Source organism: Burkholderia sp. B10, from assembly GCF_004368385.1.
GTDB classification, from domain to species: Bacteria; Pseudomonadota; Gammaproteobacteria; order Burkholderiales; family Burkholderiaceae; genus Burkholderia; species Burkholderia vietnamiensis.
This window is the reverse complement of sequence record NZ_PQMX01000048.1, coordinates 11,964-38,018: the sequence shown is the minus strand read 5'-3', so window position 1 is coordinate 38,018 and position 26,055 is coordinate 11,964. Positions and strand designations below refer to the sequence as shown.

Sequence of the window (26,055 nt, the reverse complement as noted above, 5' to 3'; positions counted from 1 at the left end):
CCCGCTACGCGCGGACGATCCCCGCGACGCCATAAGCAAGCACGACCAGCGCAGCAAGCACGTGGCTCGCCGCGAGCCATCGCGGCGACTTCACGACGCGCGCGATCGCGCTGCCGCCGAACGCGAACACGAGCTGGCCGACGAGACTGCCGGCAAACACGCACGCCGCCCCGAGCAGCCAGTGCCGGTGCGCGCCGGCCGCCGCGGCCGCATAGCCGTAGAACAGCAGGATGGTCAGCGGATTCGCGAGCGTGACGAAGAACATCGACGTGAACGGCCGTGTGCCGGGCGGCGGCGCGGCGCCGTCGAGCGTATGGCGCCGGTCTTTCAGCGCGTGCCACAGCATGCGTGCGCCCATTGCGAGCAACACGAGCGCGCCGACCAGACGAAACTGCGCAAGATGCGACGCGAGCGTGTGCGCGAGCATCGCGCCGATCGTGAACGCGGCAACCGCATAGCAGCCGTCGGCCGTCGCGACGCCCGCTGCCGCGCGCACACCGCTCGCAATGCCGGCGCGCAGCGCATGGTTCGCGATCATCAGCGCGACGGGGCCGACCGACAGCGCGACCGTCAGCCCGAACAGGAAATCGTTCATCGCCCGCGACGGCTGTCGATACGCGCCGTCGATTGCGACGCGCGGCGACGATCGTGTGCGATCGAAATCTGCGTCACACGATGTCGACTCACCACGGCCCGTCCACCCTCTCGCCGATCACCACCGCGCGATCGAAACCACGAGCGGCGAAGATCCCGCGCGATCGAAACCCGCGTCACGCGACCTCGACGCGCGACGCCCCGTCCACCATCTCGCCGATCACGGCCGCACGGTCGAAGCCGTCGGCGCGGAAGCACGCGAGCACGTCGTCGACGGCTTCCGGCGCGCACGCGACCAGCAGCCCGCCCGACGTCTGCGGATCGGTGAGCAGCGCCTGCGCGACGGGCGGCAGGTTGTCGGCGAGCCGCACGTCGGCGCCATACGCCGCCCAGTTGCGCCCCGACGCGCCGGTGAACACGCCGTCGGCGACGAACGCCTCGACGCCCGCCAGCCACGGCAGCGACGCGTAATGCACGCGCGCGGTCAGCCCCGCGCCGCGCGCCAGCTCGAGCGTGTGGCCGAGCAAGCCGAAACCGGTGACGTCGGTCAGCGCGTGCACGCCCGGCAATGCCGCGAGTTCGGCGCCCGGCCGGTTCAGCTTGGTGGTCGTCGCGAGCATCTGCGCGTAGCCGGCGGCGTCGAGCTGATTCTTCTTCAGCGCGGCGGACAGCACGCCGACGCCGAGCGGCTTGCCGAGCACGAGCACGTCGCCCGCGCGCGCGGCCGCGTTGCGCTTCACGCGCGACGGATGCACGACGCCGATCGCGGCGAGCCCGTAGATCGGCTCGACCGAATCGATCGAATGGCCGCCCGCCACCGGAATGCCCGCTTCCGCGCACACGGCTTCGCCGCCGCGCAGCACGGCCGCAATCGTCTCGTGCGGCAGCACGTTGATCGGCATGCCGACCAGCGCGAGCGCGAGGATCGGCTTGCCGCCCATCGCGTAGACGTCGGACAGCGCGTTGGTCGCGGCGATGCGGCCGAAGTCGAACGGATCGTCGACGATCGGCATGAAAAAGTCGGTGGTCGCGACGATCGCCTGCTCGTCGTTCAATCGGTAGACGGCCGCGTCGTCGGAGGTTTCGGTGCCGACCAGCAGATCGGGAAACAACGCGGGCGGCGTGGCCCGCTTCAGCAGCTCGGACAACACGCCCGGCGCGATCTTGCAGCCGCAGCCGCCGCCGTGCGACAGGCTCGTCAGGCGCGGAACGGCGGGCGGAGTGAGGGTGGCTTCGGTCATCGTCGGTATCCGGTGAATAACAACGTTCCATTATCGACAATTCCGCGCGAGCACGCGCGATATCCGAATGCGGGATGGAATGCGTGCGCCGCGGTCCACGTCGGCGCAAACCGCGAAGTCGGCACGAACCGGGCGAACCGGGCAAACCGCATGGTCCGACGCGGCGCCTCGGCTACGACACGGGCGTGTCACGCGTTCACCGTCGCGTCGCACGTGTCCTACGACGCGGCCGCCTCCGGTCGCGACCACGCCACCACACGCCCACACACGCCCACTCCCCATCAAGCCGCCGCAACGACCCCGTCGAACGCCCGCTCGTCGATCGCTTCCGCGAGCTTCGCGAACGCGGTCGCGATCTCGTCCTCCGGCACGCACGCATAGCCGAGCAGCAAACCCGATGCCGCGCGCTCCGGTTGCGCGTAATAGCCGGACAGCGGCCGCACGACGATGTTGCGCTCCAGCGCGGCCTGCGCGACCGCGCGATCGTCGGCGCCGTCGGGCAGCCGCGTGACGAGATGCAGCCCCGCATCGCTGCCGAGCGCGTGCAGCGTGTCGCCATAGCGTCGCGCGACCGCGTCGAGCAGCACTTCGCGGCGCTGTCCGTACAGCGTGCGCATCTTGCGGATATGCGAAACGAAATGCCCGTCCGCGATGAACTCGGCCAGCACCGCCTGCTGCAGCAGCTGCCCTTCGCGGTACAGCTCGGCGCTCGCGGTCGCGAAGCTCTCCGCGAGCGGCTCGGGCGCGACCAGATAGCCGACCCGCAGCCCCGGAAACAGCGTCTTGCCGAAGCTGCCGACGTAGATCACCTGCCCGGCCGTATCGAGCCCCTGCAACGACGCGAGCGGACGGCTGCCGTAGCGGAATTCGCTGTCGTAGTCGTCCTCGATGATCCAGCAGCCGTGCTGGCGCGCGTATTCGAGCAACATGCGGCGGCGCGCGAGGCTCATCACCATGCCGAGCGGATACTGGTGCGACGGCGTGACCAGCATCAGCTTCGGCGGCTCGGCGAGATCGTCGGCCGACGGCGCGATTCCTTCGTCGTCCACCGCGATCGGCCGGGTGGTCAGCCCCGACACGTTCAGCACGCTGCGCACGCCCCAGTAGCACGGGTCCTCGGTCCAGATCACGTCGCCCGGATCGGTCAGCACGCGCACCGCGAGGTCGATCGACTGGTGGATCCCGGTGGTAATCACGATCTGCTCGGGCGTGCAGCGCACCGAGCGCGACGTGCGCAGATAGTCGGCCAGCGCCTCGCGCAGCAGCGCGAGGCCGCCGCCCGGCGCGTAGGTCAGCAGATCGGGGCGCAGGCGCCGCCAGTACTTGTTGTGCAGCCGGGTCCAGACACGCGCCGGAAAGCGCGACACGTCGGGCACGCCCGGCATGAACGCGCCGCCCTGGCGCTTCGACACGCCCGCGCCTTCGACGAGCCGCGTGCCGCGCGCCGACAGCCGCCGCGCCGGCGAGGCCGCCACCGCCGGGCTCGCGCCCGGCTCGAGCGGCGCGCCGACGATTTCGTCCGGCGCGCTGTCGGCGACGAACGTGCCGCGCCCCGTCGCCGAATGCACGTAGCCTTCGAGCGCCAGCTGTTCGTACACCTGCGTGACCGTGTTGCGCGCGATGCCCAGCTCGGCCGCGAGCAGCCGCGACGACGGCACGCGCGTGCCGGCCGGCAGCTCGCGCGACAGGATCGCCTGCTGCAGCAGCCGGTGCAGCTGCCGGTAGATGGGCTGCTCGCTGCCGCGCACGAGGCGCTGCGCCAGCCAGTCCGACAACACGCTTGCGCGCATGATTGGCTCCTGAATATTTATTGAAATGGCTCTGATTGCCGGAGCCAAATGTGATTATAGTCGCCTCCATGGGCTGCCAACGCGGCCGATTTTTACCTCACCGGACACAACATCAAGGAGCTGACCGTGAAGAATGCCGACCTGCATGCCCGCAAGAACGCCGCCACCCCGCGCGGCGTCGGCGTGATGTGCGATTTCTACGCCGCCCGCGCCGAAAACGCGGAGCTGTGGGACGTCGAGGGCCGCCGCTTCATCGATTTCGCCGCCGGCATCGCCGTGCTGAACACGGGCCACCGCCACCCGAAGATCGTCAAGGCGATCGCCGACCAGCTGAACTGCTTCACGCACACCGCTTACCAGATCGTCCCGTACGCGTCGTACGTCGAGCTGGCTGAAAAGATCAACGCGCGCGCACCGGGCGACTACCCGAAAAAGACGGCGTTCTTCACGACCGGCGCCGAAGCCGTCGAAAACGCGATCAAGATCGCGCGTGCGGCAACCGGCCGTCCGGGCGTCATCGCGTTCGCCGGCGGGTTCCACGGCCGCACGATGATGGGCATGGCGCTGACCGGCAAGGTCGCACCGTACAAGCTGAACTTCGGTCCGTTCCCGGGCGACGTGTTCCACGCACCGTACCCGAACCCGCTGCACGGCGTGACGACGGCCGACTCGATCAAGGCGATCGAGATGCTGTTCAAGGCCGACATCGATCCGAAGCGCGTCGCCGCGATCATCTTCGAACCGGTCCAGGGCGAAGGCGGCTTCAACCCGGCGCCGGCCGACTTCGTGCGCGCACTGCGCAAGATCTGTAACGAGCACGGCATCATGCTGATCGCCGACGAAGTGCAGACGGGCTTCGCGCGTACCGGCAAGCTGTTCGCGATGCAGCAGTACGACGTGCTGGCCGACCTGATCACGATGGCCAAGAGCCTCGCGGGCGGCATGCCGCTGTCGGGCGTCGTCGGCCGTGCGGACGTGATGGACGCGGCAGCGCCCGGCGGCCTCGGCGGCACGTACGCGGGCAACCCGCTCGCCGTCGCGTCGGCGCACGCGGTGCTCGACATCATCGACGAAGAGAAGCTGTGCGAACGCGCGACGCAACTGGGCGACGCGCTGAAGGCGAAGCTGAACGCGCTGCGCGCCGACATCGCACCGATCGCCGACGTGCGCGGTCCGGGCGCGATGGTCGCGGTCGAGTTCGTGAACCCGGCCACGGGCGAGCCCGACGCCGACTTCACGAAGCGCGTGCAGGCGCGTGCGCTCGAGCGCGGTCTGCTGCTGCTCGTGTGCGGCGTGTACTCGAACGTCGTGCGCTTCCTGTTCCCGCTGACGATTCCGCAGGCCGTGTTCGACGAAGCGCTCACGATCCTCGAGGAAGTGCTGAAGGAAACGGTCGGCGTACCGGCCTGAGTTCCCGTCAACCGAATGCGCCGCTGCCGTCGTACCGACGGCAGCGGCCGTTTCATCTTCAACGCAGGCTATTCAATATGAGCACGGAAAACCTGGCACTGAAAGATCCGTCGCTGTTGCGCCAGCAGGCGTACATCAACGGCGAATGGCAATCCGCGGCGAACGGCGAGTCGTTCGAGGTCCGCAATCCGGCCACCGGCGGCCTGCTCGGCACCGTGCCGGCGATGGGCGCGGCCGAGACGCGTCAGGCGATCGACGCCGCGAACGCCGCCTGGCCGGCGTGGCGCAAGAAGACCGCGAAGGAACGCGCGGCGATCCTGCGCAAGTGGCACGACCTGATGATGGAGAACGCCGACGATCTCGCGCTGATCCTGACGACCGAACAGGGCAAGTCGCTGGCCGAAGCGAAGGGTGAGATCGGCTACGCGGCGTCGTTCCTCGAGTGGTTCGCCGAGGAAGGCAAGCGCGTGTACGGCGACACGATCCCGACGCCGGCGAGCGACAAGCGCATCGTCGTGACGAAGGAAGCGATCGGCGTGTGCGCGGCGATCACGCCGTGGAACTTCCCGGCGGCGATGATCACGCGCAAGGTCGGCCCGGCGCTCGCCGCAGGCTGCCCGATCGTCGTGAAGCCGGCCGAGGCGACGCCGTTCTCGGCGCTCGCGATGGCCGTGCTGGCCGAGCGCGCGGGCGTGCCAGCCGGCGTGTTCAGCGTGGTCACCGGCGACCCGAAAGCGATCGGCGGCGAACTGACGTCGAACCCGATCGTGCGCAAGCTGTCGTTCACCGGCTCGACGCCGGTCGGCCGCCTGCTGATGTCGCAATGCGCGGCGACGGTCAAGAAGGTGTCGCTCGAGCTCGGCGGCAACGCGCCGTTCATCGTGTTCGACGATGCCGATCTCGACGCGGCCGTGCAGGGCGCGATCGCATCGAAGTACCGCAACAGCGGCCAGACCTGCGTCTGCACGAACCGCTTCTACGTGCACGAAGCCGTGTACGACGCGTTCGCGCAGAAGCTCGCGGCGGCGGTCGGCCAGCTGAAGGTCGGGCGCGGCACGGAGCCGGGCGTCACGCAGGGGCCGCTGATCAACGAAGCGGCCGTGCTGAAGGTCGAGGCGCACATCGAGGACGCGCTCGCGAAGGGCGCCACCGTCGTCACGGGCGGCAAGCGCCATGCGCTCGGCCACGGTTTCTTCGAGCCGACCGTGCTGACCGGCGTAACGCCGGCGATGAAGGTCGCGAAGGAAGAAACCTTCGGGCCGCTCGCGCCGCTGTTCAAGTTCGGCAGCGACGACGAGGTGATCCGCCTCGCGAACGACACCGAATTCGGCCTGGCCGCGTACTTCTACAGCCGTGACATCGGCCGCGTGTGGAAGGTCGCCGAAGCGCTCGAATACGGGATGGTCGGCGTGAACACGGGCCTCATCTCGAACGAGGTCGCGCCGTTCGGCGGCGTCAAGCAGTCGGGCCTCGGCCGCGAAGGCTCGCACTACGGCATCGACGACTACGTGGTCATCAAGTACCTCTGCCTGGCCGTCTGACGGTTCGGGCCTGTCGCGCAAGCGGCAGGCCCTGACCGCCCGGCCGGAACCGGGCGGTCACGACGCGGGCCGGCGCCCCCTCTCCGCCGTGCCTGCGTCACCTCCTCAAGCGCGCCTGCGCGCTCAACGAAACACGTTCACCGCATCCACCAGCCGCGTCGCCTGCTGCTTCAGGCTCTCCGACGCCGCCGCGCTCTGCTCCACCAGCGCCGCGTTCTGCTGCGTGATGTTGTCCAGATGCACGACCGCCTGATCGACCTGCGCGACGCCCGTGCTTTGCTCGGCCGTCGACGAGCTGATCTCCGCGATCAGGTCCGACACGCGTTTGACCTGCGCGACGATGTCCTCCATCGTCTTGCCCGCGCCGTCTACGATGCGCGAGCCCGACTCCACCCGCTCGACGCTCGCGCCGATCAGCGCCTTGATCTCCTTCGCCGCGTTCGCGCTGCGCTGCGCAAGCGCGCGCACCTCGCCCGCCACCACCGCGAAGCCGCGGCCCTGATCGCCGGCACGCGCCGCTTCGACGGCCGCGTTCAGCGCAAGGATGTTGGTCTGGAACGCGATCCCGTCGATCACGCCGATGATGTCGGCGATCTTGTGCGAACTCGCCGTGATGTCGTTCATCGTCGCGACCACTTCGCTGACCGCCTGCCCGCCGCGCATGGCCGCCTCGCTCGCCGACACCGACAGCTGGTTGGCCTGCAGCGCCGTCTCCGCGTTGCTCGACACGGTGGCCGTCATCTCGGCCATCGACGCGGCCGTCTGCTGGACGCTGGTCGACGCCTGTTCGGTGCGCGCGCTCAAGTCGTTGTTGCCCTGCGCGATCTCGTTGCTCGCGCGCTGCACGTTGTGCACCTGCTCGCTGACGTCGTCCACCAGCCAGCGGAACATCAGCCCCAGCTGGTTGATCGTGCGCAGCGTCATGCCGATCTCGTCGACGCGGTTCATCGCCACGCCGCTACGGCTCTCGCCGGTCGCCACCCGCAGCGCCTGGTCGCGCAACTGGATCAGCGGACGCGCGATCTGCGCGTCGAGCCACAGCCCGGCGATCAGCGACGCGCCGGCCGTCACCGCCGCAAACCCGGCCAGCGCGCCGCCGCCGAGGCCGCACGCCCAGCCGGCGCCGACCACGACGGGCGCCAGCACGCCGAGCGTCGCATGCAGCCGCGCGCGCACCGACATCGTCTGGAACAGCGACGCGACGCGCATCAGCCCGGTGCGCACGACCAGGCCCTTATGGAAGCGGCGACTGCCGGCGTTGCCTTCGCGGAACGCGCGGTACAGCGCATCGGCAGCCGCGATCTCGTCGCGCGACGCCTTCGTGCGCACCGACATGTAGCCGGTCGGCTGGCCGTTGCGCATCACCGGCACCGTATTCGAACGCACCCAGTAGTGATCGCCGTTCTTGCGGCGGTTCTTCACGAGCGCCGTCCACGGCTCGCCGTTCTTCAGCGTCGCCCACATGTCGGCGAATGCCTCCTTCGGCATGTCCGGATGGCGCACGACGTTGTGCGGCTGACCTTCGATTTCTTCCGGAGAAAATCCGCTGACCTGAATGAACGCCGCGTTCGCGTACTGGATGTAGCTGTTGGCGTCGGTGGTCGACATCAGCGTCGCGTCATCGGGAAACTCGAATTCGCGTTGCGTGACAGGCTGGTTATTGCGCATGGTATGAGGTTCCTGGTGGCGGATCTTGCGTCCGCTCGTGAATAGGATCGAGGCCGGATGCAGCGCGCTCGCGCCGCATTCGGTCAATCAGACTCCTGCGCTTTCGGCAAATCTGGCGAAAACCTTATGCCGCCCAAGGGTAAATTCGCATTAATTCCGCTTCACGCGCCTTTGCCGAATCCTTGATTCATACGTAAATCGAAAAATTCGTCAGGCAAATCGTTCGGAGCCCAATCATCCGATTATTCGATAATCGCCGGTCACGCGAATCGACGAATCGATTCGATATCCAGAATGCGAATCTCTCTCATTTTTTGCACTGGATCGAATCGCATGACCGCGGCCTGAGCGGGCCGACGGCCATACGATGCACATGCACCGGCAAGCGCGCCTGCGCGATCAGCGGAACACGTTCACCGCGTCGACCAGCCGCATCGCCTGCTGCTTCAGGCTCTCCGACGCCGCCGCGCTCTGCTCCACCAGTGCCGCGTTCTGCTGCGTGATGTTGTCCAGATGCACGACCGCCTGATCGACCTGCGCGACGCCCGTGCTTTGCTCGGCCGTCGACGAGCTGATCTCCGCGATCAGGTCCGACACGCGTTTGACCTGCGCGACGATGTCTTCCATCGTCTTGCCCGCGCCGTCTACGATGCGCGAGCCCGACTCGACGCGCTCGACGCTCGCGCCGATCAGCGTCTTGATTTCCTTCGCCGCGTTCGCGCTGCGCTGTGCGAGCGCCCGCACCTCGCCCGCCACCACCGCGAAGCCGCGCCCCTGCTCGCCGGCGCGCGCCGCTTCGACGGCCGCGTTCAGCGCGAGGATGTTGGTCTGGAACGCGATCCCGTCGATCACGCCGATGATGTCGGCGATCTTGCGCGAACTCGCGGTAATGTCGTTCATCGTCATGACGACTTCGCTGACCGCTTGCCCGCCGCGCTCGGCCGCCTCGCTCGCCGACACCGACAGCTGGTTCGCCTGCAGCGCCGTCTCCGCGTTACTCGACACGGTGGCCGTCATCTCGGCCATCGACGCGGCGGTCTCCTGCACGCTCGACGCGGCCTGCTCGGTGCGTGCGCTCAAGTCGTTATTGCCTTGCGCGATCTCGTTGCTCGCGCGCTGCACGTTGTGCACCTGCTCGCTGACGTCATCGACCAGCCAGCGGAACATCAGCCCCAACTGGTTGATCGTGCGCAGCGTCATGCCGATCTCGTCGACGCGGTTCATCGCCACGCCGCGGCGGCTTGCGCCGGTCGCGACGTTCAGCGCCTGATCGTGCAGCCGCTTCAGCGGCTGCACGATCTGCGCATCGAGCCACAGCCCGGCGGCCACCGACGCGCCGGCCGTCACGGCCGCAAGCGCCGCCAGCGCGCCGCCACCGAGCCCGCACGCCCAGCCCGCGCCGATCACGACCGGCGCCAGCACGGCCAACGCCGAGTGAACGCGCGCGCGCACCGACATCGTTTGCGGCAGCGAGACGATGCGCATCAGCCCGGTGCGCACGATCAGCCCCTTATGGAAACGGCGGCTGCCGGCCTTGCCTTCGCGGAATGCGCGATACAGCGCCTCGGTGCCCGCGATCTCGTCGCGCGGCGCCTTCGTGCGCACCGACATGTAGCCGTGCGGCGCGCCGTTGCGCATCACCGGCACCGCGTTCGCGCGCACCCAATAGTGGTCGCCGTTGTTGCGGCGATTCTTGACGAGCGCGGTCCACGGCTCGCCGTTCTTCAGCGTCGCCCACATGTCGGCGAACGCTTCCTTCGGCATATCGGGGTGGCGCACGATGTTGTGCGGCTGGCCGACGAGTTCGTCGGTGGAGAAACCGCTCACATACGCAAACGTTGTGTTCGCATATGTGATGATGCTGTCGGCATCGGTCGTCGACATCAGCGTGACGTCGTCGGGGAAATCGAATTCTTGTTGGGTGACGGGCTGGTTGTTGCGCATGGAAGGCTCCGAAGAGCGGGTCCGGGTTGGGGGCCCGCGCGGGCGCGGAATCGCGCTCAGTAGCCGGAAAACGGTTGATCGCTTTACGACGGTATCGTCCCCTGCTGACGGCAACTAGCGGCAAAACCTTAGGCCTGATCGACACAAAATATCGAATTCGACGCTAAATATGATTTCAATCAAACAATCTGGAAATAACCGGCGCCGAGGCGATGCCTAAACGGTGTGCACGCAGCGCCGTCAATGCAGCGATCCCATCGACCGTTGCAAACCGCAAAACGATGCGGACGTGCGCGCAGCGCTCGACGCGAACCTGGAGAACGACCGTGCAGCACACGGAGCAACAAGCGGCCACGCCGAAGATCCTCGTCAGCATGTGCCTGCTCGGGCATCCCGTCCGCTACGACGGCGCAGCCAGGCGCAGCGCGCATGACGCGCTCGCGCGCTGGCAGCGCGACGGGCGGCTGGTGCTCGTCTGCCCGGAGCTCGCCGGCGGGCTGGGCGTGCCGCGGCCGCCCGCCGAGATCGCCAGCGGCGCATCGGGCCAGCGCGTGCTCGCCGGCGCCGCACGGATCGTCGACGTGCATGGGACCGATCTGACCGCGCAGTTCGTCTGCGGCGCACAAGCCGCGCTCGCGCTGGCCCGCGCGCACGATTGCCGCTTCGCGCTGCTCGCGGACGGCAGTCCGTCGTGCGGCAGCCGCTTCATTCATGACGGGAATTTTGCGGGGCGTCGGCATCCGGGCGCCGGCGTGACGGCGGCCTTGCTGCGCGAGCATGGCATCGAGGTATTCGCGGACACCGAGATCGACGCGCTCGCCGCGCGTATCGCGCAGCATTCGCCGGCCGAATGACGATGTGGCCGGCACGCGCGCGTCGTGCCGGCCACATCGTCGAGGAAAGGCTACGCGCGCGGCGGGCCGCGCCGCGCCGCATTGCGCGCTTAGACGCGCTCGATCGCGATCGCGATGCCCTGGCCGACGCCGATGCACATCGTGCACAGCGCGAAGCGGCCGTTGGTGCGATGCAGCTGGTACATCGCGGTCGTCACGAGGCGCGCGCCCGATGCGCCGAGCGGATGGCCGAGCGCGATCGCGCCGCCGTTCGGATTCACGCGCGGATCGTCGTCGGCGACGCCGAGCATGCGCAGCACCGCGAGCCCCTGCGACGCGAACGCCTCGTTCAGCTCGATCACATCGAACTGGCCGATCGTCATCCCGAGCCGCGCGAGCAGCTTCTGCGTGGCGGGTGCCGGGCCGATGCCCATCACGCGCGGCGCCACGCCGGCCGTCGCGATGCCGAGCACGCGGGCGCGCGGCGTCAGCCCGAAGCGCTTCGCGCTCGCTTCGTTGGCGAGCAGCAGCGCGGCCGCGCCGTCGTTGACGCCCGACGCGTTGCCGGCCGTCACCGAGCCGTCGGGACGCACGACGCCCTTCAGCTTGGCGAGCACGTCGAGCGACGTTTCGCGCGGATGCTCGTCGCGCGAAAACACGACCGGATCGCCCTTCTTCTGCGGAATCGTCACCGGGACGATTTCCGCGGCGAGCGTGCCGTCCTGCTGCGCACGCGCGGCCTTCTGCTGGCTGCGCAGCGCGAACAGATCCTGGTCGGCGCGGCTGACGTTGTAATCGACCGCGACGTTCTCGGCCGTCTCCGGCATCGAATCGACACCGTGCAGCTGCTTCATCAGCGGATTGACGAAGCGCCACCCGATCGTCGTGTCGTAGATGTCGGCCTGGCGCGCGAACGCGCTGGCGGCCTTGCCCATCACGAACGGCGCACGCGTCATGCTTTCGACGCCGCCCGCCACCATCAGCGCGGCCTCGCCCGACTTGATCGCGCGCGCGGCCACGCCGACCGCGTCCATGCCCGACCCGCACAGCCGGTTGATCGTCGAACCCGGCACGCCGTCGGGCAGGCCGGCCAGCAGCGCCGACATGCGCGCGACGTTGCGGTTGTCCTCGCCGGCCTGGTTCGCGCAGCCGTAGATCACGTCGTCGAGCGCCGTCCAGTCGACGTCGCGGTTGCGCTCGACGAGCGCCTTCAGCGGCACCGCGCCGAGGTCGTCGGCACGCACGCCCGACAGCGCGCCGCCGTAACGGCCGATCGGGGTACGGATCGCATCACACAAAAAAGCTTCGGTCATCGGTGTCTCCGGTCTCATGCAACGCTGGGAAATAACTGCAACGCGCCCCTTGCCTTGCCCGCCGGGATGCGCTTAAATGTTCTTTGTACGAACATAAGATCGTGTATCGAACGATTTCCGCATCATAGGGAGTGCGGGGATGCGCTGTCAAGCGCGCGCGCCGCGGTGCGGTTGGCGTGCCGGGCCCCATGCGCTATCTTCTCGGCTGCACGACAATCCGACCGTTCATGACCACCGAAGACATCCAGACGAAACCCGGCGACTCCTATGTGCAGTCGTTTGCGCGCGGCCTCGCGGTGATCCGCGCCTTCGATGCGCAGCGCCCCGAGCAGACGCTCACCGAGGTCGCGGCGGCCGCCGGGCTCACGCGCGCGGGCGCGCGCCGCATCCTGCTGACGCTGCAGACGCTCGGTTACGTCGAGGCCGACGGCCGGCTGTTCCGGCTCACGCCGAAGATCCTCGAGCTAGGCTTCGCGTACCTGACGTCGATGCCGTTCTGGAATCTCGCCGATCCGGTGATGGAGCAGTTGTCCGCACAGATCCACGAGAGCTGCTCGGCAGCGGTGCTCGATCGCACCGAGATCGTCTACGTGCTGCGCGTGCCGACCCACAAGATCATGACCATCAACCTGTCGATCGGCAGCCGCCTGCCCGCGTACTGCACGTCGATGGGCCGCGTGCTGTTGTCCGCGCTCGACGATGCGACGCTCGACGACACGCTCGCGCAGAGCAACATTCGCGCGCACACGCCGCGCACACTCACCGACCTCGGCGAACTGAAGGCCGCGATCGCGCAGGTGCGCCAGCAGGGCTGGGCCGTGGTCGACCAGGAGCTCGAGGTCGGGCTGATGTCGATTTCCGCGCCGATCCGCAACCGCCGCGGGCAGGTGATCGCCGCGATGAACATCAGCGGCAACGCGCAGCGGCATACCGCGAAGCAGATGGTGAAGGAGTTTCTGGGGCCGCTGCAGCAGGCGGCGCAGACGGTGTCGGAACTCGTCGCGAGGCGCGGTTAGACGCAATGCGCGCACCTCACGCGCGATGCCGTCCGAACCGAAGACCATCGCACGACATGGCGCGACATCGCGCGGCCCGAGCGGCCGCGCGCCGCCTCAGTCCATCGACTCGCGCGCGGTTTCGCGCAGCATCGCGACCGCGATCAGCGACAGCACCACACAAGCGGCCACATAGCCGGCCGGCGCGAGCTTGCTGCCGGTCGTCTTCACGAGCCAGGTCGCGACCAGTTGCGCGGTGCCGCCGAAAATCGTCACCGCCATCGCATACGCGATCGAAATGCCGGTCGCACGCACATGGCGCGGCAGCGATTCGCACATCAGCGCCATTTCCGATGCCGAGCCCAGCGAATAGAACAGCAGCATCAGCGCGGTCAGCGGCAGGATCACCGACAGCGTCGGATGGTGGTTCATCAGCCAGAACGCGGGGAACAGCTGCAGCACCAGCACGCCGCGCTCGACGAAGATCGGCATGCGCCGGCTGCCGAGGCGGTCCGACAGCCAACCGAACAGCGGGCACGTGACGAGCATCACGCAGCCCGACGCGACGCCGACGAACATCGACAGCTTCATCGGCACGCCGAGCGTATGGATCGCATAGGTCGGCATGTAGAAGGTCAGGATGTAGGTCGACACCGTGCCGCCCATCACCGTCAGCATCAGCAGCAGCACCGTGCGCGCGTGCTTCGAGAACAGCTCGCGCAGCACGCCGCGCTCGATCGCGTGGTGGTGGTCGCCCGGCGCGTCGTCGGCGAGGCGGCGGCGCAGGTACATCCCCACCGGCGCGATCAGCAAGCCGGCGAAGAACGGCAGACGCCAGCCCCAGCCTTCGAGCGCGTCCTTCGTCAGCGTGTTCGACAGCAGCGCCGCGAAGCCCGAGCCCATCAGCGCCGCGCCGCCTTGCGTCGCGAGCTGCCAGCTGGCGCGAAACGCGCGGCGCGACGTGCCGCCGTGCTCGATCAGCGTCGACGTCGCCGCGCCGAACTCGCCGCCCTGCGAGAAGCCCTGCATCAGCCGCGCGACGACGATCAGCAGCGGCGCGGCGACGCCGGCCTGCGCGTAGGTCGGCGCGATCGCGATCAGGCCGGTGCCGAGCGCCATCAGCATGATCGTCAGGTTCAGTGCGGCCTTGCGGCCCTTGCGGTCCGCATAGACGCCGAGCACGACGCTGCCCAGCGGCCGCGTGAAGAAGCCGGCGGCAAACGTCGCGACCGACAGCAGCAGCGACGTGGTCGGATCGCTCGACGGGAAGAACAGCCTGCCGATCAGCACCGCGAAGAAGCCGTACACGGTGAAGTCGAAGAATTCGAGCCAGTTGCCGATCACCGCCGCCGCGATCGCGCCGCGCTGCGTGACGGCCGGTGCATCGTGCGTGTGGACCTCGGCGGCGCCGGCCGCTCCGGCGTGCAGCGCGAGAGGATCTTTCTGCATCGTTCAATCTCCTGACAATGCGGCCGAAAGCGCCGCGCGGCCACCGCGGCCGGGATCACTGCGCGAGGTAACGCTCGACGAGGCGCGTCCAGAAGGCCGCGCCGATCGGCAGGTTGCGATCGTTGAAGTCGTACTTCGGGTTGTGCACCATGCAGCCGTCTTCGCCTTCGCCGTTGCCGAGCCGCACGAACGAGCCCGGCCGCTGCTGCAGCATGAACGCGAAGTCCTCGCTGCCCATCAGCAGGTCGGCCTGCTCGACGACGTGCGCGTCGCCGACCAGCTCGCGCGCGACCTGCGCCGCGAAGTCCGTTTCGGCGTCCGTATTGACGACGACCGGATAGCCTTCGATGTACTCGACGTCGGCCGTCGCGCCGTAGCTCGCCGCCTGCGTCTCGGCCAGCTCGACGATGCGGCGCTTGAGCAGCGCGCGCACGTCGGGGCTGAACGAACGCACGCTCAGTTCGAGCCGCGCGCCGCTCGGAATCACGTTGTTGGCGGTGCCCGCGTGCATCGAGCCGACCGTGACGACCGCCGGCTGCGACGGATCGACGTTGCGCGCGACGATCGTCTGCAGCGCCATCACGATGCTCGCCGCGACCACCACCGGGTCGACCGTCAGATGCGGGCGCGCCGCGTGGCCGCCGACGCCCTCGATCTTGATGATCGCCTTGTCGCCGGCCGACATGAACGGGCCGCGCCGCGTGAGGAACACGCCGGGCGCCGCGCCCGGATGGTTGTGCATGCCGAACACCGCATCGCACGGAAAGCGCTCGAACAGGCCATCGTCGATCATCTTCTTCGCGCCGCTGTCCACGCCGTGCTCCTCCGCCGGCTGGAAATACAGATGGACCGTGCCGCGGAAGTTGCGCGTCTTCGCGAGCTGCTGCGCGGCGCCGAGCAGCATCGTCGTGTGGCCGTCATGGCCGCATGCGTGCATCTTGCCGTGCGTGCCGCTCGCATACGGCAGGCCGGTGGCCTCGACGATCGGCAGCGCGTCCATGTCCGCGCGGATGCCGATGCTGCGCGCGCCGTCGCCGACGCGCAGCGTGCCGACCACACCCGTCCCGCCGACGCCGCGCGTCACTTGCCAGCCCCACTGCTCGAGCTTGTGCGCGACCAGCGCGGCCGTCTCATGCTCCTCGTAAGCAAGCTCGGGATGATGGTGGATGTGATGGCGGATCTCGCGCAGCGCGGCGGCTGCGGGCATCAGGTCGTCGATTTCGGTGAAGCGGACATCGGTGGTCATCAAGCGGGCTCCTGCTGAGCGTCTGCGTGTCAGCCCGCACGCGGCGAGCGGCATGCGGGAAAGCGAGCCACTATAACGAGCCGATATCGGTTCAATAAGATGCGGAATTTTTCACCCCGATAAAGTTTATTAATCAGGGTAAACACGGCTCCCGACGGCCGACACGTGCACGCCGTTGACGCCGCGGCCCAACGGTTTATCGTTCACGTTCCGGCCGGCGGCACGCGCAGCGCGCCCGACCGCGCCACTATCAAGGAGACCCCATGACCGCTGCCGACCACGCGCCCATCAGCCGCTTCCCCGTGCCCGCGCTCGACGATCTGCCCGACGACATTCGCGCACGCATCGCCGCCGTTCAGGAGAAGTCGGGCTTCATCCCGAACGTGTTCGTCACGCTCGCGCATCGCCCGGACGAATTTCGCGCGTTCTTCGCGTACCACAACGCACTGATGGACAAGCCCGGCAATCTCACCAAGGCCGACCGGGAGATGATCGTCGTCGCGACCAGCAGCGCGAACCAGTGCCAGTATTGCGTGATCGCGCACGGCGCGATCCTGCGCATCCGCGCGAAGGATCCGCTGATCGCCGACCAGATCGCGACGAACTACCGCAAGGCCGACATCACCGCGCGGCAGAAGGCGATGCTCGACTTCGCGATGAAGGTCTCGCAGGCCGCGCATGAAGTGGGCGAAGCGGACTTCGACACGCTGAAGTCGCACGGCTTCAGCGACGACGACGCGTGGGACATCGCGGCGATCGCCGCGTTCTTCGGCATGTCGAACCGCCTCGCGAACGTGACCAACATGCGCCCGAACGCGCAGTTCTACGCGCTCGGGCGTTGACGGCGCGGGCCGTCGCGGGCGCAGCCTGCCTCGTGCTGCCGCGCCGTTCGCCGCATGCGCCGGCCGGCAGCGGCGCAGCCGCAGAACGCGCGGCCGAAACCCGCGCTTGCCCGCCTACCCGACCTGCTTCAACGTGTGCAGCCCCTCTGGCAGCTTCGCGTCGGGGAACATCGTCGACAACGTCGTATCGCGCCACCGCGCCGCCTCCTGTGCGCGCTGCGTTTCGGCCTGCTCGCAGACGAACAGCGCGTCGGCGCCGAGCAGCAGGCGCAACGGCACGTCGTCGCGGCGCGACAACTCGACGATCAGCGCCGCGATCCGGGCCGGGTCGCCGACTTCGCGGCCGCCATACGAGCCCAGCATGTCCAGCATTTTCCCGACCGACGGCTGATAGTCGGGCAGCAGCGCGTCGACTTCGCGCTTCGCCTGCGCGGCCCACTCGGTTCGCATCCCGCCCGGCTCCAGCGTGCACACGCGCACGCCGAACGGCGCAACTTCCTTCGCGAGCACATCGCTGAACCCGCCGACCGCCCACTTGGCGGCCTGATACGCCGAGAGGCCCGGCGTGGCCGTCCGCCCGCCCACCGACGACACCTGGAAGATGTGGCCCGAACGCTGCGCGCGCATCGTCGGCAGCACCGCGCGCGTGAGGTTGATCACGCCGAACAGGTTCGTGTCGATCTGGTCGCGGAACCGCTCGGCGCTCATCTGCTCGAACGGCGCCGTATGGCCGTAGCCCGCGTTGTTCACCAGCACGTCGATACGACCGAACGCGTCGCGCGCGACAGCGGCCGCATGCGCGGCCGCGGCTTCGTCCGTCACGTCGAGCTCGACCGTTCGCAAGCGGTCGCCGTAACGTTCCGCCAAATCGGCAAGCCGCGCGGGATCGCGCGCCCCGGCCACCAATCGATCGCCCGCCGCCAGCACCGCGCCCGCGATCGAGCGCCCCAGGCCGCGCGCGGCCCCCGTCACAATCCAGACCTTCGACATATTCGACTCCCGTCCAACGTTGAACCGCTCACAATGAATGATTACTCACTCATTAATATCGACGCTACATCGGGCGCTTGCATCCTGTGTCACGCTGCTTGAGCCCGTGTTCGTCCCTGCGGCGGCGTCCGGTCCGAACCGAACCGGGCGCGCCGTATTGCTTCACCCGCACGTTGCGCACGCCGATCCGGCGCGCCGCGCGAGCGCTCACACCGCGTGCAATACCGCCCAGAGCGCGCGAAACCCGGCCTCCCGGTACGCATCGGCCGCGGCCGGCTCGCGCGCGATCGACTCCATCGCCGTTTCGGCGATGGCCGTAAACAACGACGCGCGAAACGCATGCGCATGCTCGGCCTGCAAGCCACCCGACGCGGCGGCGTGCTCGTGCAACAGCGCATGCACCGCGCCGAAGCCTTCGGCGCCTGCCGCACGATGAGCGTCGTCGATACGCCCGCTCACGATCAACTGCTGCAGCGCGCGCCGCCCGTCCGGGTTCGCGACGCCCCACGACACATAGCCGTTCCAGGCATGGCGCATCGCCTGCTCGGCCGATGCCTGCTCCGGAAAGCCGGTCATCATCGCGTCGCGCATGCCGGCCTTCAGGTCGAGATACAGCGCGTTCAGCAATGCATCCTTGCTGTCGAAATAGGTGAACACCGTGCCTTCCGCGACGCCGGCGAGCCGGGCGATGCGCGCCGTCGTCGCACTCGCGCCGTCCTCCGCGAGCGCGCGCGCCGCGGCGGCAAGGATGGCCTCCTGTTTGTCGGGACTGCGGGGACGGGCCACGTTCGGATCCTTTAATGAGTGAGCACTCAATCATAATCAAGACGACGAATGAAACGCAAGCGCTGTTACAAGCGCGCCCACTGCAGACATCCCGCAGCAAAAACGTGCACTATTAGCGTTTCCACGTATCGGCGTGCCAACCCACCGGCGCCGGTGCTTCGATGTCCGTTCCAATGCTCACCCGTTTCAGACCGCGAATCCTCCATGACGAACAAGCCCAACCAGACCGAAGCCGAGCAGCCCGTCGACATGATCATCTTCGGCGGCGGCGGCGACCTGGCCGCCCGCAAACTGCTGCCCGCGCTCTACATGGCGCATCTGCACTGCAACCTGCCGCCGGACACGCGCATCATCGCGGTCGGCCGCCGCGACTGGGGCATCGACGGCTACCGCCAGTTCATGGACGAGCAGTCGCGCCCGTTCATCGACGCGAAGGCGTTCGACGCCGATGCCTGGGCGCGTTTCCTCGACCTCTTCAAGTACGTGCTGATCGACGTGAACGCGCCGCAGGACTACGCGCGGCTCGGCGAAGCGGCGCGTAGCGACGCGATCCGCGTGTTCTACCTGTCGACGTCGCCGGAGCTGTTCACGACGATCTGCGACAACCTGTCGGCCGCGCATCTGGTCGATGCGCGCTCGCGCGTCGTCCTCGAAAAGCCGCTCGGCCACGACCTCGCATCGGCGCAGGCGATCAACGATGCAGTCGGCAAGCATTTCGCGGAATCGCAGATCTACCGGATCGACCATTACCTCGGCAAGGAGACGGTGCAGAACCTGATGGTGCTGCGCTTCGGCAATCCGATCTTCGGGCCGCTGTGGCAGGCGCCGAGCATCCGCAGCGTGCAGATCACGGTCGCGGAAACGGTCGGCGTGGGCAGCCGCGCGGGCTTCTACGATCACACCGGCGCGCTGCGCGACATGGTGCAGAACCACCTGCTGCAGCTGCTGTGCATCGTCGCGATGGAGCCGCCCGTGTCGCTCGACCCGGACGCGGTGCGCGACGAGAAGCTCAAGGTGCTGCGCTCGCTGCGGCCGATGGCGCTGTCGGACGTCGCGCGCGACACGGTGCGCGGCCAGTACACGGCCGGCGCCGTCGACGGCCAGCCGGTCAAGGGCTATCTCGAGGAAGACAACGTGCCGGCCGACAGCCACGCCGAGACGTTCGTGGCGCTGCGCGCGTACGTCAACAACTGGCGCTGGGCGAACGTGCCGTTCTTCCTGCGCACCGGCAAGCGGCTGCAGCGCCGCCAGTCGGAGATCGTGATCGAATTCGCGGACATGCCGTTCTCGATCATCCCGAGCGGCCCGCGCCACTACAGCAACCGCCTCGTGATCCAGCTGCAGCCGGAGGAATCGATCCAGCTGCAGATGCTCGCGAAGGAACCGGGCAGCGGGATGAAGATGGTGCCCGTGAGCCTGAACCTCGACCTGCAGCAGGCGATTCCGGAACGGCGCGCGGAAGCATACGAGCGGCTGCTGATCGACGTGATCCGCGGCCGCCTCACGCACTTCATGCGCCGCGACGAGCTCGAAGCCGCGTGGTCGTGGGTCGAGCCCATCCTCGACGGCTGGAAGCAGCTCGGCGACCGCCCGCGCCTCTATACGGCCGGCACGTTCGGGCCGGCCGCGTCGTCGGCGCTGCTCGCGCGCGACAACATGTCGTGGTCCGAAGAGGCGTAAGCGGCCCGCCGGCAGGCCCGCCGCGCACGCGCGCGGCGCGCCGTCACAGCGGCCCCATCCAGGCGGCCTTGCGCCGCGCGGGCGCTTCGCTGCCGGTGCCGCTGCCGCCGCGCAGCGCATCGATCAGGTAATCGACGAACGACGCGATCCGCGACGAAATCGCGGTGTTGCGGTAATACACCGCGTTGATCGGCTGGTCGACGTCGAGCGTGTGGCGCGTCAGCACCTGCACGAGCCGCCCGGCCTCGCGATCCTGCGCGGTCATGAAGTCCGACAGGCAGACGATGCCCGCGCCGTCGAGCGCGAGCTGTCGCAGCGTCTCGCCGCTCGACGACCAGATCGCCGGCTCGATGCGGGCCGGCTCGCCGTCCTCGCCGAGGATCGGCCACACGTTCAGCGATTCCGGCTGCGTGAAGCCGAGCAGCGTGTGCTTGCGCAGCTCGTCGGCCTTGCGCGGCTGCCCATGCGCGTCGAGGTACGCGGGGCTCGCGAGCATCCGCAGCCGGCTGTTGCCGATGCGCCGGCTGTGCAGCGTCGAATCCTTGAGCCGGCCGATCCGGATCGCGACGTCGGTGCGCCGCTCGAGCAGGTCGATGATCCCCTCGTTGCTGTTCAACTCCAGTTCGACCTTCGGAAAGCGTTCGCGGTAGCCGCGCACGAGCGGCACGATCACGTGCAGCATGAACGGCGTCGCCGCGTCGACGCGTAAGCGCCCCGACGGCATCTCGCGCCGCGCGAGCATCTGCTCCTCGGCATTTTCGACGGACTCGATGATCGCGCGCGCGTCCTGCAGGAACGCCCGCCCTTCCTCGGTGAGTTCGAGCCGGCGCGTGGTCCGGCGCAGCAGCGTGGTCTTGAGCTTCTCCTCGAGCCGCGCGAGCGTACGGCTCGCGGCCGACACGGTCAGGTCGAGCCGCTGCGCGGCAGCGGTGATCGAGCCGGTGTCGACCACGGCAGCAAAGGCCTGGAGTTCGTCGAGCGTGATCTTCATTATTGATCTCAAATCAAAACAATTTGGTTTATAGACGAGTTTTTCCGCAAAAGTAAAGCCGGCACACTGCGATCCGTCCTCACCGGAACCAGGATCCCGTCATGCCACTCGCCCTACTTGCGCTGACCATCAGCGCGTTTGCCATCGGCACCACCGAGTTCGTGATCGTCGGGCTGATCCCGACCATCGGCGCCGATCTCGGCGTCAGCCTGCCGTCGGCCGGCCTGCTCGTCAGCCTCTATGCCTTGAGCGTCGCGATCGGCGCGCCGCTGCTCACCGCGCTCACCGCCCGCGTGCCGCGCAAGACGCTGCTCGCCGCGCTGATGGCGCTGTTCACGATCGGCAACCTCGTCGCGTGGCAGGCGCCCGGCTACGAATCGCTGATCGTCGCGCGCATCCTCACCGGCCTCGCGCACGGCGTGTTCTTCTCGGTCGGCTCGATCATCGCGACCACGCTGGTGCCGAAGGAGAAGGCCGCCAGCGCGATCGCGACGATGTTCAGCGGGATGACCGTCGCGTTCGTCGCGGGCATTCCGCTCGGCACCTTCATCGGCCAGCACTTCGGCTGGCGCGCGACGTTCCTGATCGTCGCGCTGTTCGGCGTCGTCGCGTTCGCGGGCGCGGTGACGTTCGTACCGCGCGGCCTGCCGCAGACGGCGCCCGCGCCGCTCGCCCGCCAGTTCCGCGTGCTCGCGCAGCCGCGCCTGCTGCTCGTCTATGCGATGACAGCGGTCGGCTACGGCGGTTCGCTGATCGCATTCACCTACATGGCGCCGCTGCTCGAACGGATCGCCGGCTTCACGCCGTCGCAGATCAGCCTCGTGCTGGTCGGCTACGGCGTGTCGGTCGCGTTCGGCAACGTGTGGGGCGGCAAGCTCGCCGACCGCGTCGGCCCAGTCGGCGCGCTCAAGCGGATCTTCCTGTTGCTCGCCGTCGTGCTGCTCGCGCTGACCTTCACCGTGCACGTGAAATGGCTCGCGGTGCTGACGATGCTCGCGTGGGGCGCGGTCGCGTTCGGCAACGTGCCGGGCCTGCAGGTGTACGTCGTCAAGCAGGCGCGCCACTTCGCGCCGGACGCCACCGACGTCGCCTCGGGCTTCAACATCGCCGCGTTCAACCTCGGCGTCGCGGGCGGCTCGTCGCTCGGCGGGCTGATCGTCGCGAGCGCCGGCCTCGGCCATACGCCGTGGATCGCCGCGCTGGTCACGCTCGGCGCGTTCGCGCTGACCGCGCTCAGCGGCCGCCTCGACCGCAGCGCCGGGCTGCCGGAACGCACGGCCGAACCCGTCGAACTCGCCCATTGAACGTCACCCTTTTTGCAGGAGCGACCCAGCATGAATGCATCGACCCGACGTCCGCCGTTCGCCGGCAAGACGTTCGAAGTCCGTTACGACGGGCTGACCGCCCTCAACGCCTATGACGCGGACGGCCGCCACATGCGCTACGCGATCACCGACGGCCCGTACGCGGGTGCGACGGGCGAAGTCGAATACACGTGGCAGCCCGTCGCCGCCGACACCTACGCGATCGCGTGGCAGGAAGCCGATCGCGCGACCGTCGTGCACATCGACGATTTCGCGGCCGGCACGTCGCGCACGTTCTTCACCGCGGCGTCGCTCGATTTCCACCGGCTCGACGGCAGCCTGCGCGCGGTCTGAACGGAGACGTCCATCATGTCCACGTCACTTCAAGCGCTCGCCGCCGGCGGCTTCAGCATCGGCATCGAGCTGCCGCTCGACAACGACTGGTCGCCGGCCGGCGACGCGAAGCGCCAGCACGACGGCCGCCGTCCCGGCGTGCCGGATCTGGCCAGGCACGCGGAACTCGCACGCCTGGCCGACACGCTCGGCTTCCGCGCGCTCTGGGTGCGCGACGTGCCGGTGTACGACCCGTCGTTCGGCGATGCCGCGCAGGTGTTCGAGGCGTTCTCGTATCTCGGCTACCTCGCGGGCATCACGCGCGACATCCTGCTCGGCACGGCGGCCGTCGTGCTGCCGCTGCGCGAGCCGCTGCTGACGCTCAAATCGGCCGCGACGATCGACGCGCTGAGCGGCGGCCGCCTGCTGCTCGGCGTCGCGAGCGGCGACCGGCCGGTCGAATATCCGCTGTTCGGCCGCGATTTCGCGTCGCGCGGCGCGAATTTCCGCGCACAGATCGCGTTGCTGCGCGACGGCGCGCGCGGCCACCTGCCGCCGGGGCTCGAGGTCCTGCCGCACGTCGCCGCGCCGCTGCCGCTGCTCGTCGCGGGCCTCGCGCAGCAGACGCCCGCGTGGATCGGCGAACACCTGGACGGCTGCCTCGCGTATCCCGGCACGCCGGACGATCACCGGCAGCGCGCCGCGAACTGGCGCGCGGTGGCCGGCAACAAGCCGTACGTGAGCTTCATCCACCTCGATCTCGCCGAGGACCCGCACGAACCGCTGCAGCGCCACCGCTTCGGCGCGCGCGCCGGGCGCATCGCGCTGGCCGAGGAACTCGCGGCGATGCGCGACGCGGGCGTGCAGCACATCGGGCTGCACTTCCGGCGCAATCGCCGGCCGCTCGACGAGACGATGTCCGAGATCGCGACGCACGTGCTGCCCGCGTTCCATGCGCCCGCAACGACCCGCGCCGCATAGCGCCGCACGATCCTTGATCTGAAATCAAATATTTTTGACCTCTGACGGCGTTTATCTCATCAGTTGCACCAGCCAGAATGACCCCATACCGCAACCGTTCCACCTCTTCCAGGAGCACACGATGAGCAAGATTCCCGCCTTCGGCCTCGGCACGTTCCGCCTGCAGGGCCAGGTCGTCATCGACTCGGTCCGCAACGGCCTCGAGCTCGGCTATCGCGCGATCGACACCGCGCAGATCTACGGCAACGAAGCGGAAGTCGGCGCGGCGATCGCGGCATCGGGCGTGCGTCGCGAAGACCTGTTCGTCACGACCAAGATCTGGGTCGACAACTACGCGCCCGACAAGCTCGCGGCGAGCCTCGAGGACAGCCTGCGCAAGCTGCGCACCGACTACGTCGACCTGACACTGATCCACTGGCCGGCGCCCGACAACGGCGTGTCGGTCGACGCGTTCATGACCGCGCTGGCCGACGCGAAGTCGAAGGGCCTCACGCGCGAGATCGGCGTGTCGAACTTCAACATCGCGCTGACGAAGGAAGCGATCGCGGCCGTCGGCAGCGACGCGATCGCGACGAACCAGATCGAGCTGAGTCCGTATCTGCAGAACCGCAAGCTCGTCGAGTTTCTGCAGAGCGAAGGCATCCACGTGACGTCGTACATGACGCTCGCCTACGGCAAGGTGCTCGGCGACCCGGTGCTCGACGCGATCGCGCGACGCCACCGCGCGACGCCGGCGCAGGTCGCGCTCGCGTGGGCGCTGCAGCTCGGCTACTCCGTCATTCCGTCGTCGACCAAGCGCGAGCACCTCGCGAGCAACCTGCTCGCGCAGACGCTGCGCCTGACCGACGAAGACCTCGCGCAGATCGCCACGCTCGAGCGCAACGGCCGCGAAGTGGATCCGGCCGGCCTCGCGCCGCAGTGGGACTGAGCGCGCCCATCCGTCGATCAACCCATCCGCGGCCAGCCGGCCGCGGCACTCAAAGGACACCAGCATGAACCACGACCCGCTGTTCCAACCGCTGCAATTCGGCGCGCTGACGCTGCCGAACCGTATCGTGATGCCGCCGATGACGCGCTCACGCGCGACCCAGCCCGGCGACGAAGCGAACGAACTGATGGCCGAGTATTACGCGCAACGCGCGAGCGCCGGCCTGATCGTCAGCGAAGGCACCTACATCGCGCCGCTCGGCAAGGGCTACGCGTGGACGCCCGGCATTCATACGCGCTCGCAGGTCGCCGGCTGGCGCAAGGTGACCGACGCCGTGCATGCCGCGCACGGCCGCATCTTCGCGCAGCTGTGGCACGTCGGCCGCCTGAGCCACACGAGCCTGCTCGGCGGCGCGCAGCCGGTGTCGTCGTCGCCGCTCCAGGCGAAAGGCGTGAACGTGTTCATCGCCGGCGACGACGGCAGCACGCCGGGCTTCGTGCAGGCGTCCGAGCCGCGCGCGCTGACGGTCGCCGAGATCGGCGAGATCGTCGCGCAATACCGCGCCGCCGCGCGCAACGCGATGGAAGCCGGCTTCGACGGCGTCGAGCTGCACGGCGCGAACGGCTATCTCGTGAACCAGTTCATCGACTCGAACGCGAACACGCGCACCGACGCATACGGCGGCTCGCTGGAGAACCGTCTGCGCTTCCTGCGCGAGGTCGCGCAGGCGCTGATCGAAGGCACCGGCGACGCGTCGCGCGTCGGCATCCGCCTCGCGCCGCTGACCACGCTGAACGGTTGCGTCGACGACGATCCCGAAACGACCTACCTCGCGGCCGCGACGCTGCTCGGCGAACTGGGTGTCGGCTATCTGCACATCGCCGAAGCCGACTGGGACGACGCGCCGCTGATGCCGGCGGCATTCAAGCAGAAGCTGCGCGCGGCGTTCGGCGGCGTGCTGATCTATGCGGGCAAGTACACCGCCGAGCGCGCGCGCGAAGCGATCGCCGCCGGCTGGGCCGACCTCATCGCCTTCGGCCGCCCGTTCGTCGCGAACCCCGACCTGCCCGAACGCCTGCGCAGCGGCGCCGCGCTCGCGCCGCACGATCGCAACACGCTGTTCGGCGGCGGCGCCAAGGGCCTCACCGACTACCCGGCGCTCGCGCAGGCTTGCGCGTGAACGTGAAAGTGAGCGC

General features: G+C 68.6%; 22 protein-coding genes. 11 read left to right on the top strand and 11 right to left on the bottom strand.

Annotation, left to right across the window (positions count from 1 at the left end; genetic code table 11):
• Positions 1–4 precede the first annotated feature (4 nt).
• From C3Y15_RS21995 to C3Y15_RS21985, 3 genes are all read right to left on the bottom strand, one after another.
• Positions 5–595 carry a LysE family transporter gene (locus C3Y15_RS21995; protein WP_045577661.1) on the bottom strand — a complete coding sequence of 197 codons (591 nt, stop codon included), beginning with the start codon at positions 593–595 and terminating at the stop codon, positions 5–7.
• 175 nt (positions 596–770) lie between these two features.
• Positions 771–1,835, bottom strand: coding sequence for a selenide, water dikinase SelD (gene selD, locus C3Y15_RS21990; protein WP_034193359.1), 1,065 nt, complete (start codon positions 1,833–1,835; stop codon positions 771–773).
• Between the two features lie 281 nt (positions 1,836–2,116).
• Positions 2,117–3,625 carry a PLP-dependent aminotransferase family protein gene (locus C3Y15_RS21985; protein ID WP_011880936.1) on the bottom strand — a complete coding sequence of 503 codons (1,509 nt, stop codon included), beginning with the start codon at positions 3,623–3,625 and terminating at the stop codon, positions 2,117–2,119.
• 126 nt (positions 3,626–3,751) lie between these two features.
• Here C3Y15_RS21985 and C3Y15_RS21980 point away from each other — a divergent pair, with 126 nt between their 5' ends.
• The gene (locus C3Y15_RS21980) at positions 3,752–5,035 is read left to right on the top strand and encodes a 4-aminobutyrate--2-oxoglutarate transaminase (protein ID WP_011880937.1); all 1,284 of its coding nucleotides are present in this window, start codon (positions 3,752–3,754) and stop codon (positions 5,033–5,035) included.
• A 77-nt stretch (positions 5,036–5,112) separates the two neighbouring features.
• Positions 5,113–6,576 carry an NADP-dependent succinate-semialdehyde dehydrogenase gene (gene gabD, locus C3Y15_RS21975; protein WP_011880938.1) on the top strand — a complete coding sequence of 488 codons (1,464 nt, stop codon included), beginning with the start codon at positions 5,113–5,115 and terminating at the stop codon, positions 6,574–6,576.
• Between the two features lie 123 nt (positions 6,577–6,699).
• Here gabD and C3Y15_RS21970 read toward each other — a convergent pair whose 3' ends face one another.
• Positions 6,700–8,244 carry a PAS domain-containing methyl-accepting chemotaxis protein gene (locus C3Y15_RS21970; protein ID WP_011880939.1) on the bottom strand — a complete coding sequence of 515 codons (1,545 nt, stop codon included), beginning with the start codon at positions 8,242–8,244 and terminating at the stop codon, positions 6,700–6,702.
• Positions 8,245–8,643: 399 nt separating this feature from the next.
• Positions 8,644–10,188: a PAS domain-containing methyl-accepting chemotaxis protein gene (locus tag C3Y15_RS21965; RefSeq protein WP_124260208.1), complete on the bottom strand. Its 1,545-nt coding sequence runs from the start codon at positions 10,186–10,188 to the stop codon at positions 8,644–8,646.
• Positions 10,189–10,562: 374 nt separating this feature from the next.
• Here C3Y15_RS21965 and C3Y15_RS21960 point away from each other — a divergent pair, with 374 nt between their 5' ends.
• Positions 10,563–11,042, top strand: a complete 480-nt coding sequence (locus C3Y15_RS21960) for a DUF523 domain-containing protein (protein ID WP_046424053.1) — start codon at positions 10,563–10,565, stop codon at positions 11,040–11,042.
• An 89-nt stretch (positions 11,043–11,131) separates the two neighbouring features.
• On the opposite strand, the gene pcaF is transcribed toward C3Y15_RS21960, so the two are convergent.
• Positions 11,132–12,334, bottom strand: a complete 1,203-nt coding sequence (gene pcaF / locus C3Y15_RS21955) for a 3-oxoadipyl-CoA thiolase (protein ID WP_014724098.1) — start codon at positions 12,332–12,334, stop codon at positions 11,132–11,134.
• Positions 12,335–12,561: 227 nt separating this feature from the next.
• On the opposite strand from pcaF, the gene C3Y15_RS21950 reads away from it, so the two are divergent.
• Positions 12,562–13,350: an IclR family transcriptional regulator gene (locus C3Y15_RS21950; RefSeq protein WP_014724100.1), complete on the top strand. Its 789-nt coding sequence runs from the start codon at positions 12,562–12,564 to the stop codon at positions 13,348–13,350.
• A 96-nt stretch (positions 13,351–13,446) separates the two neighbouring features.
• Here C3Y15_RS21950 and C3Y15_RS21945 read toward each other — a convergent pair whose 3' ends face one another.
• Both C3Y15_RS21945 and C3Y15_RS21940 read right to left on the bottom strand, forming a co-directional pair.
• Positions 13,447–14,778 carry an MFS transporter gene (locus C3Y15_RS21945; RefSeq protein WP_124260207.1) on the bottom strand — a complete coding sequence of 444 codons (1,332 nt, stop codon included), beginning with the start codon at positions 14,776–14,778 and terminating at the stop codon, positions 13,447–13,449.
• A 55-nt stretch (positions 14,779–14,833) separates the two neighbouring features.
• Positions 14,834–16,024: a M20 aminoacylase family protein gene (locus tag C3Y15_RS21940; RefSeq protein ID WP_014724102.1), complete on the bottom strand. Its 1,191-nt coding sequence runs from the start codon at positions 16,022–16,024 to the stop codon at positions 14,834–14,836.
• A gap of 263 nt (positions 16,025–16,287) precedes the next feature.
• On the opposite strand from C3Y15_RS21940, the gene C3Y15_RS21935 reads away from it, so the two are divergent.
• A complete protein-coding gene (locus tag C3Y15_RS21935) occupies positions 16,288–16,866 on the top strand; it encodes a peroxidase-related enzyme (RefSeq protein WP_060122071.1) in 579 nt (192 codons plus the stop codon).
• A gap of 114 nt (positions 16,867–16,980) precedes the next feature.
• On the opposite strand, the gene C3Y15_RS21930 is transcribed toward C3Y15_RS21935, so the two are convergent.
• Both C3Y15_RS21930 and C3Y15_RS21925 read right to left on the bottom strand, forming a co-directional pair.
• Positions 16,981–17,856, bottom strand: coding sequence for an SDR family NAD(P)-dependent oxidoreductase (locus tag C3Y15_RS21930; RefSeq protein ID WP_034193363.1), 876 nt, complete (start codon positions 17,854–17,856; stop codon positions 16,981–16,983).
• A 207-nt stretch (positions 17,857–18,063) separates the two neighbouring features.
• Positions 18,064–18,642 carry a TetR/AcrR family transcriptional regulator gene (locus tag C3Y15_RS21925; RefSeq protein ID WP_034193364.1) on the bottom strand — a complete coding sequence of 193 codons (579 nt, stop codon included), beginning with the start codon at positions 18,640–18,642 and terminating at the stop codon, positions 18,064–18,066.
• A gap of 204 nt (positions 18,643–18,846) precedes the next feature.
• Between C3Y15_RS21925 and zwf the strand changes: the two genes are divergently transcribed.
• Positions 18,847–20,322, top strand: coding sequence for a glucose-6-phosphate dehydrogenase (gene zwf / locus C3Y15_RS21920; protein WP_011880949.1), 1,476 nt, complete (start codon positions 18,847–18,849; stop codon positions 20,320–20,322).
• Positions 20,323–20,365: 43 nt separating this feature from the next.
• Here zwf and C3Y15_RS21915 read toward each other — a convergent pair whose 3' ends face one another.
• A complete protein-coding gene (locus C3Y15_RS21915; protein ID WP_045577655.1) occupies positions 20,366–21,313 on the bottom strand; it encodes a LysR family transcriptional regulator in 948 nt (315 codons plus the stop codon).
• 101 nt (positions 21,314–21,414) lie between these two features.
• On the opposite strand from C3Y15_RS21915, the gene C3Y15_RS21910 reads away from it, so the two are divergent.
• The 5 genes from C3Y15_RS21910 (at position 21,415) to C3Y15_RS21890 (ending at position 26,039) form a co-directional block, all read left to right on the top strand.
• Positions 21,415–22,617 (top strand): MFS transporter, encoded by a 1,203-nt coding sequence (locus C3Y15_RS21910; protein WP_069246409.1) that lies wholly within the window; start codon positions 21,415–21,417, stop codon positions 22,615–22,617.
• A gap of 30 nt (positions 22,618–22,647) precedes the next feature.
• Entirely contained in the window at positions 22,648–22,971 is a 324-nt protein-coding gene (locus C3Y15_RS21905) for a hypothetical protein (RefSeq protein ID WP_014724109.1), read from the top strand.
• A gap of 15 nt (positions 22,972–22,986) precedes the next feature.
• A complete protein-coding gene (locus C3Y15_RS21900) occupies positions 22,987–23,931 on the top strand; it encodes a TIGR03571 family LLM class oxidoreductase (RefSeq protein WP_014724110.1) in 945 nt (314 codons plus the stop codon).
• 121 nt (positions 23,932–24,052) lie between these two features.
• Entirely contained in the window at positions 24,053–24,859 is an 807-nt protein-coding gene (gene dkgB, locus C3Y15_RS21895; protein ID WP_059896402.1) for a 2,5-didehydrogluconate reductase DkgB, read from the top strand.
• Between the two features lie 64 nt (positions 24,860–24,923).
• Positions 24,924–26,039 carry an alkene reductase gene (locus C3Y15_RS21890; protein ID WP_046425059.1) on the top strand — a complete coding sequence of 372 codons (1,116 nt, stop codon included), beginning with the start codon at positions 24,924–24,926 and terminating at the stop codon, positions 26,037–26,039.
• The last annotated feature ends 16 nt before the right edge of the window (positions 26,040–26,055 follow it).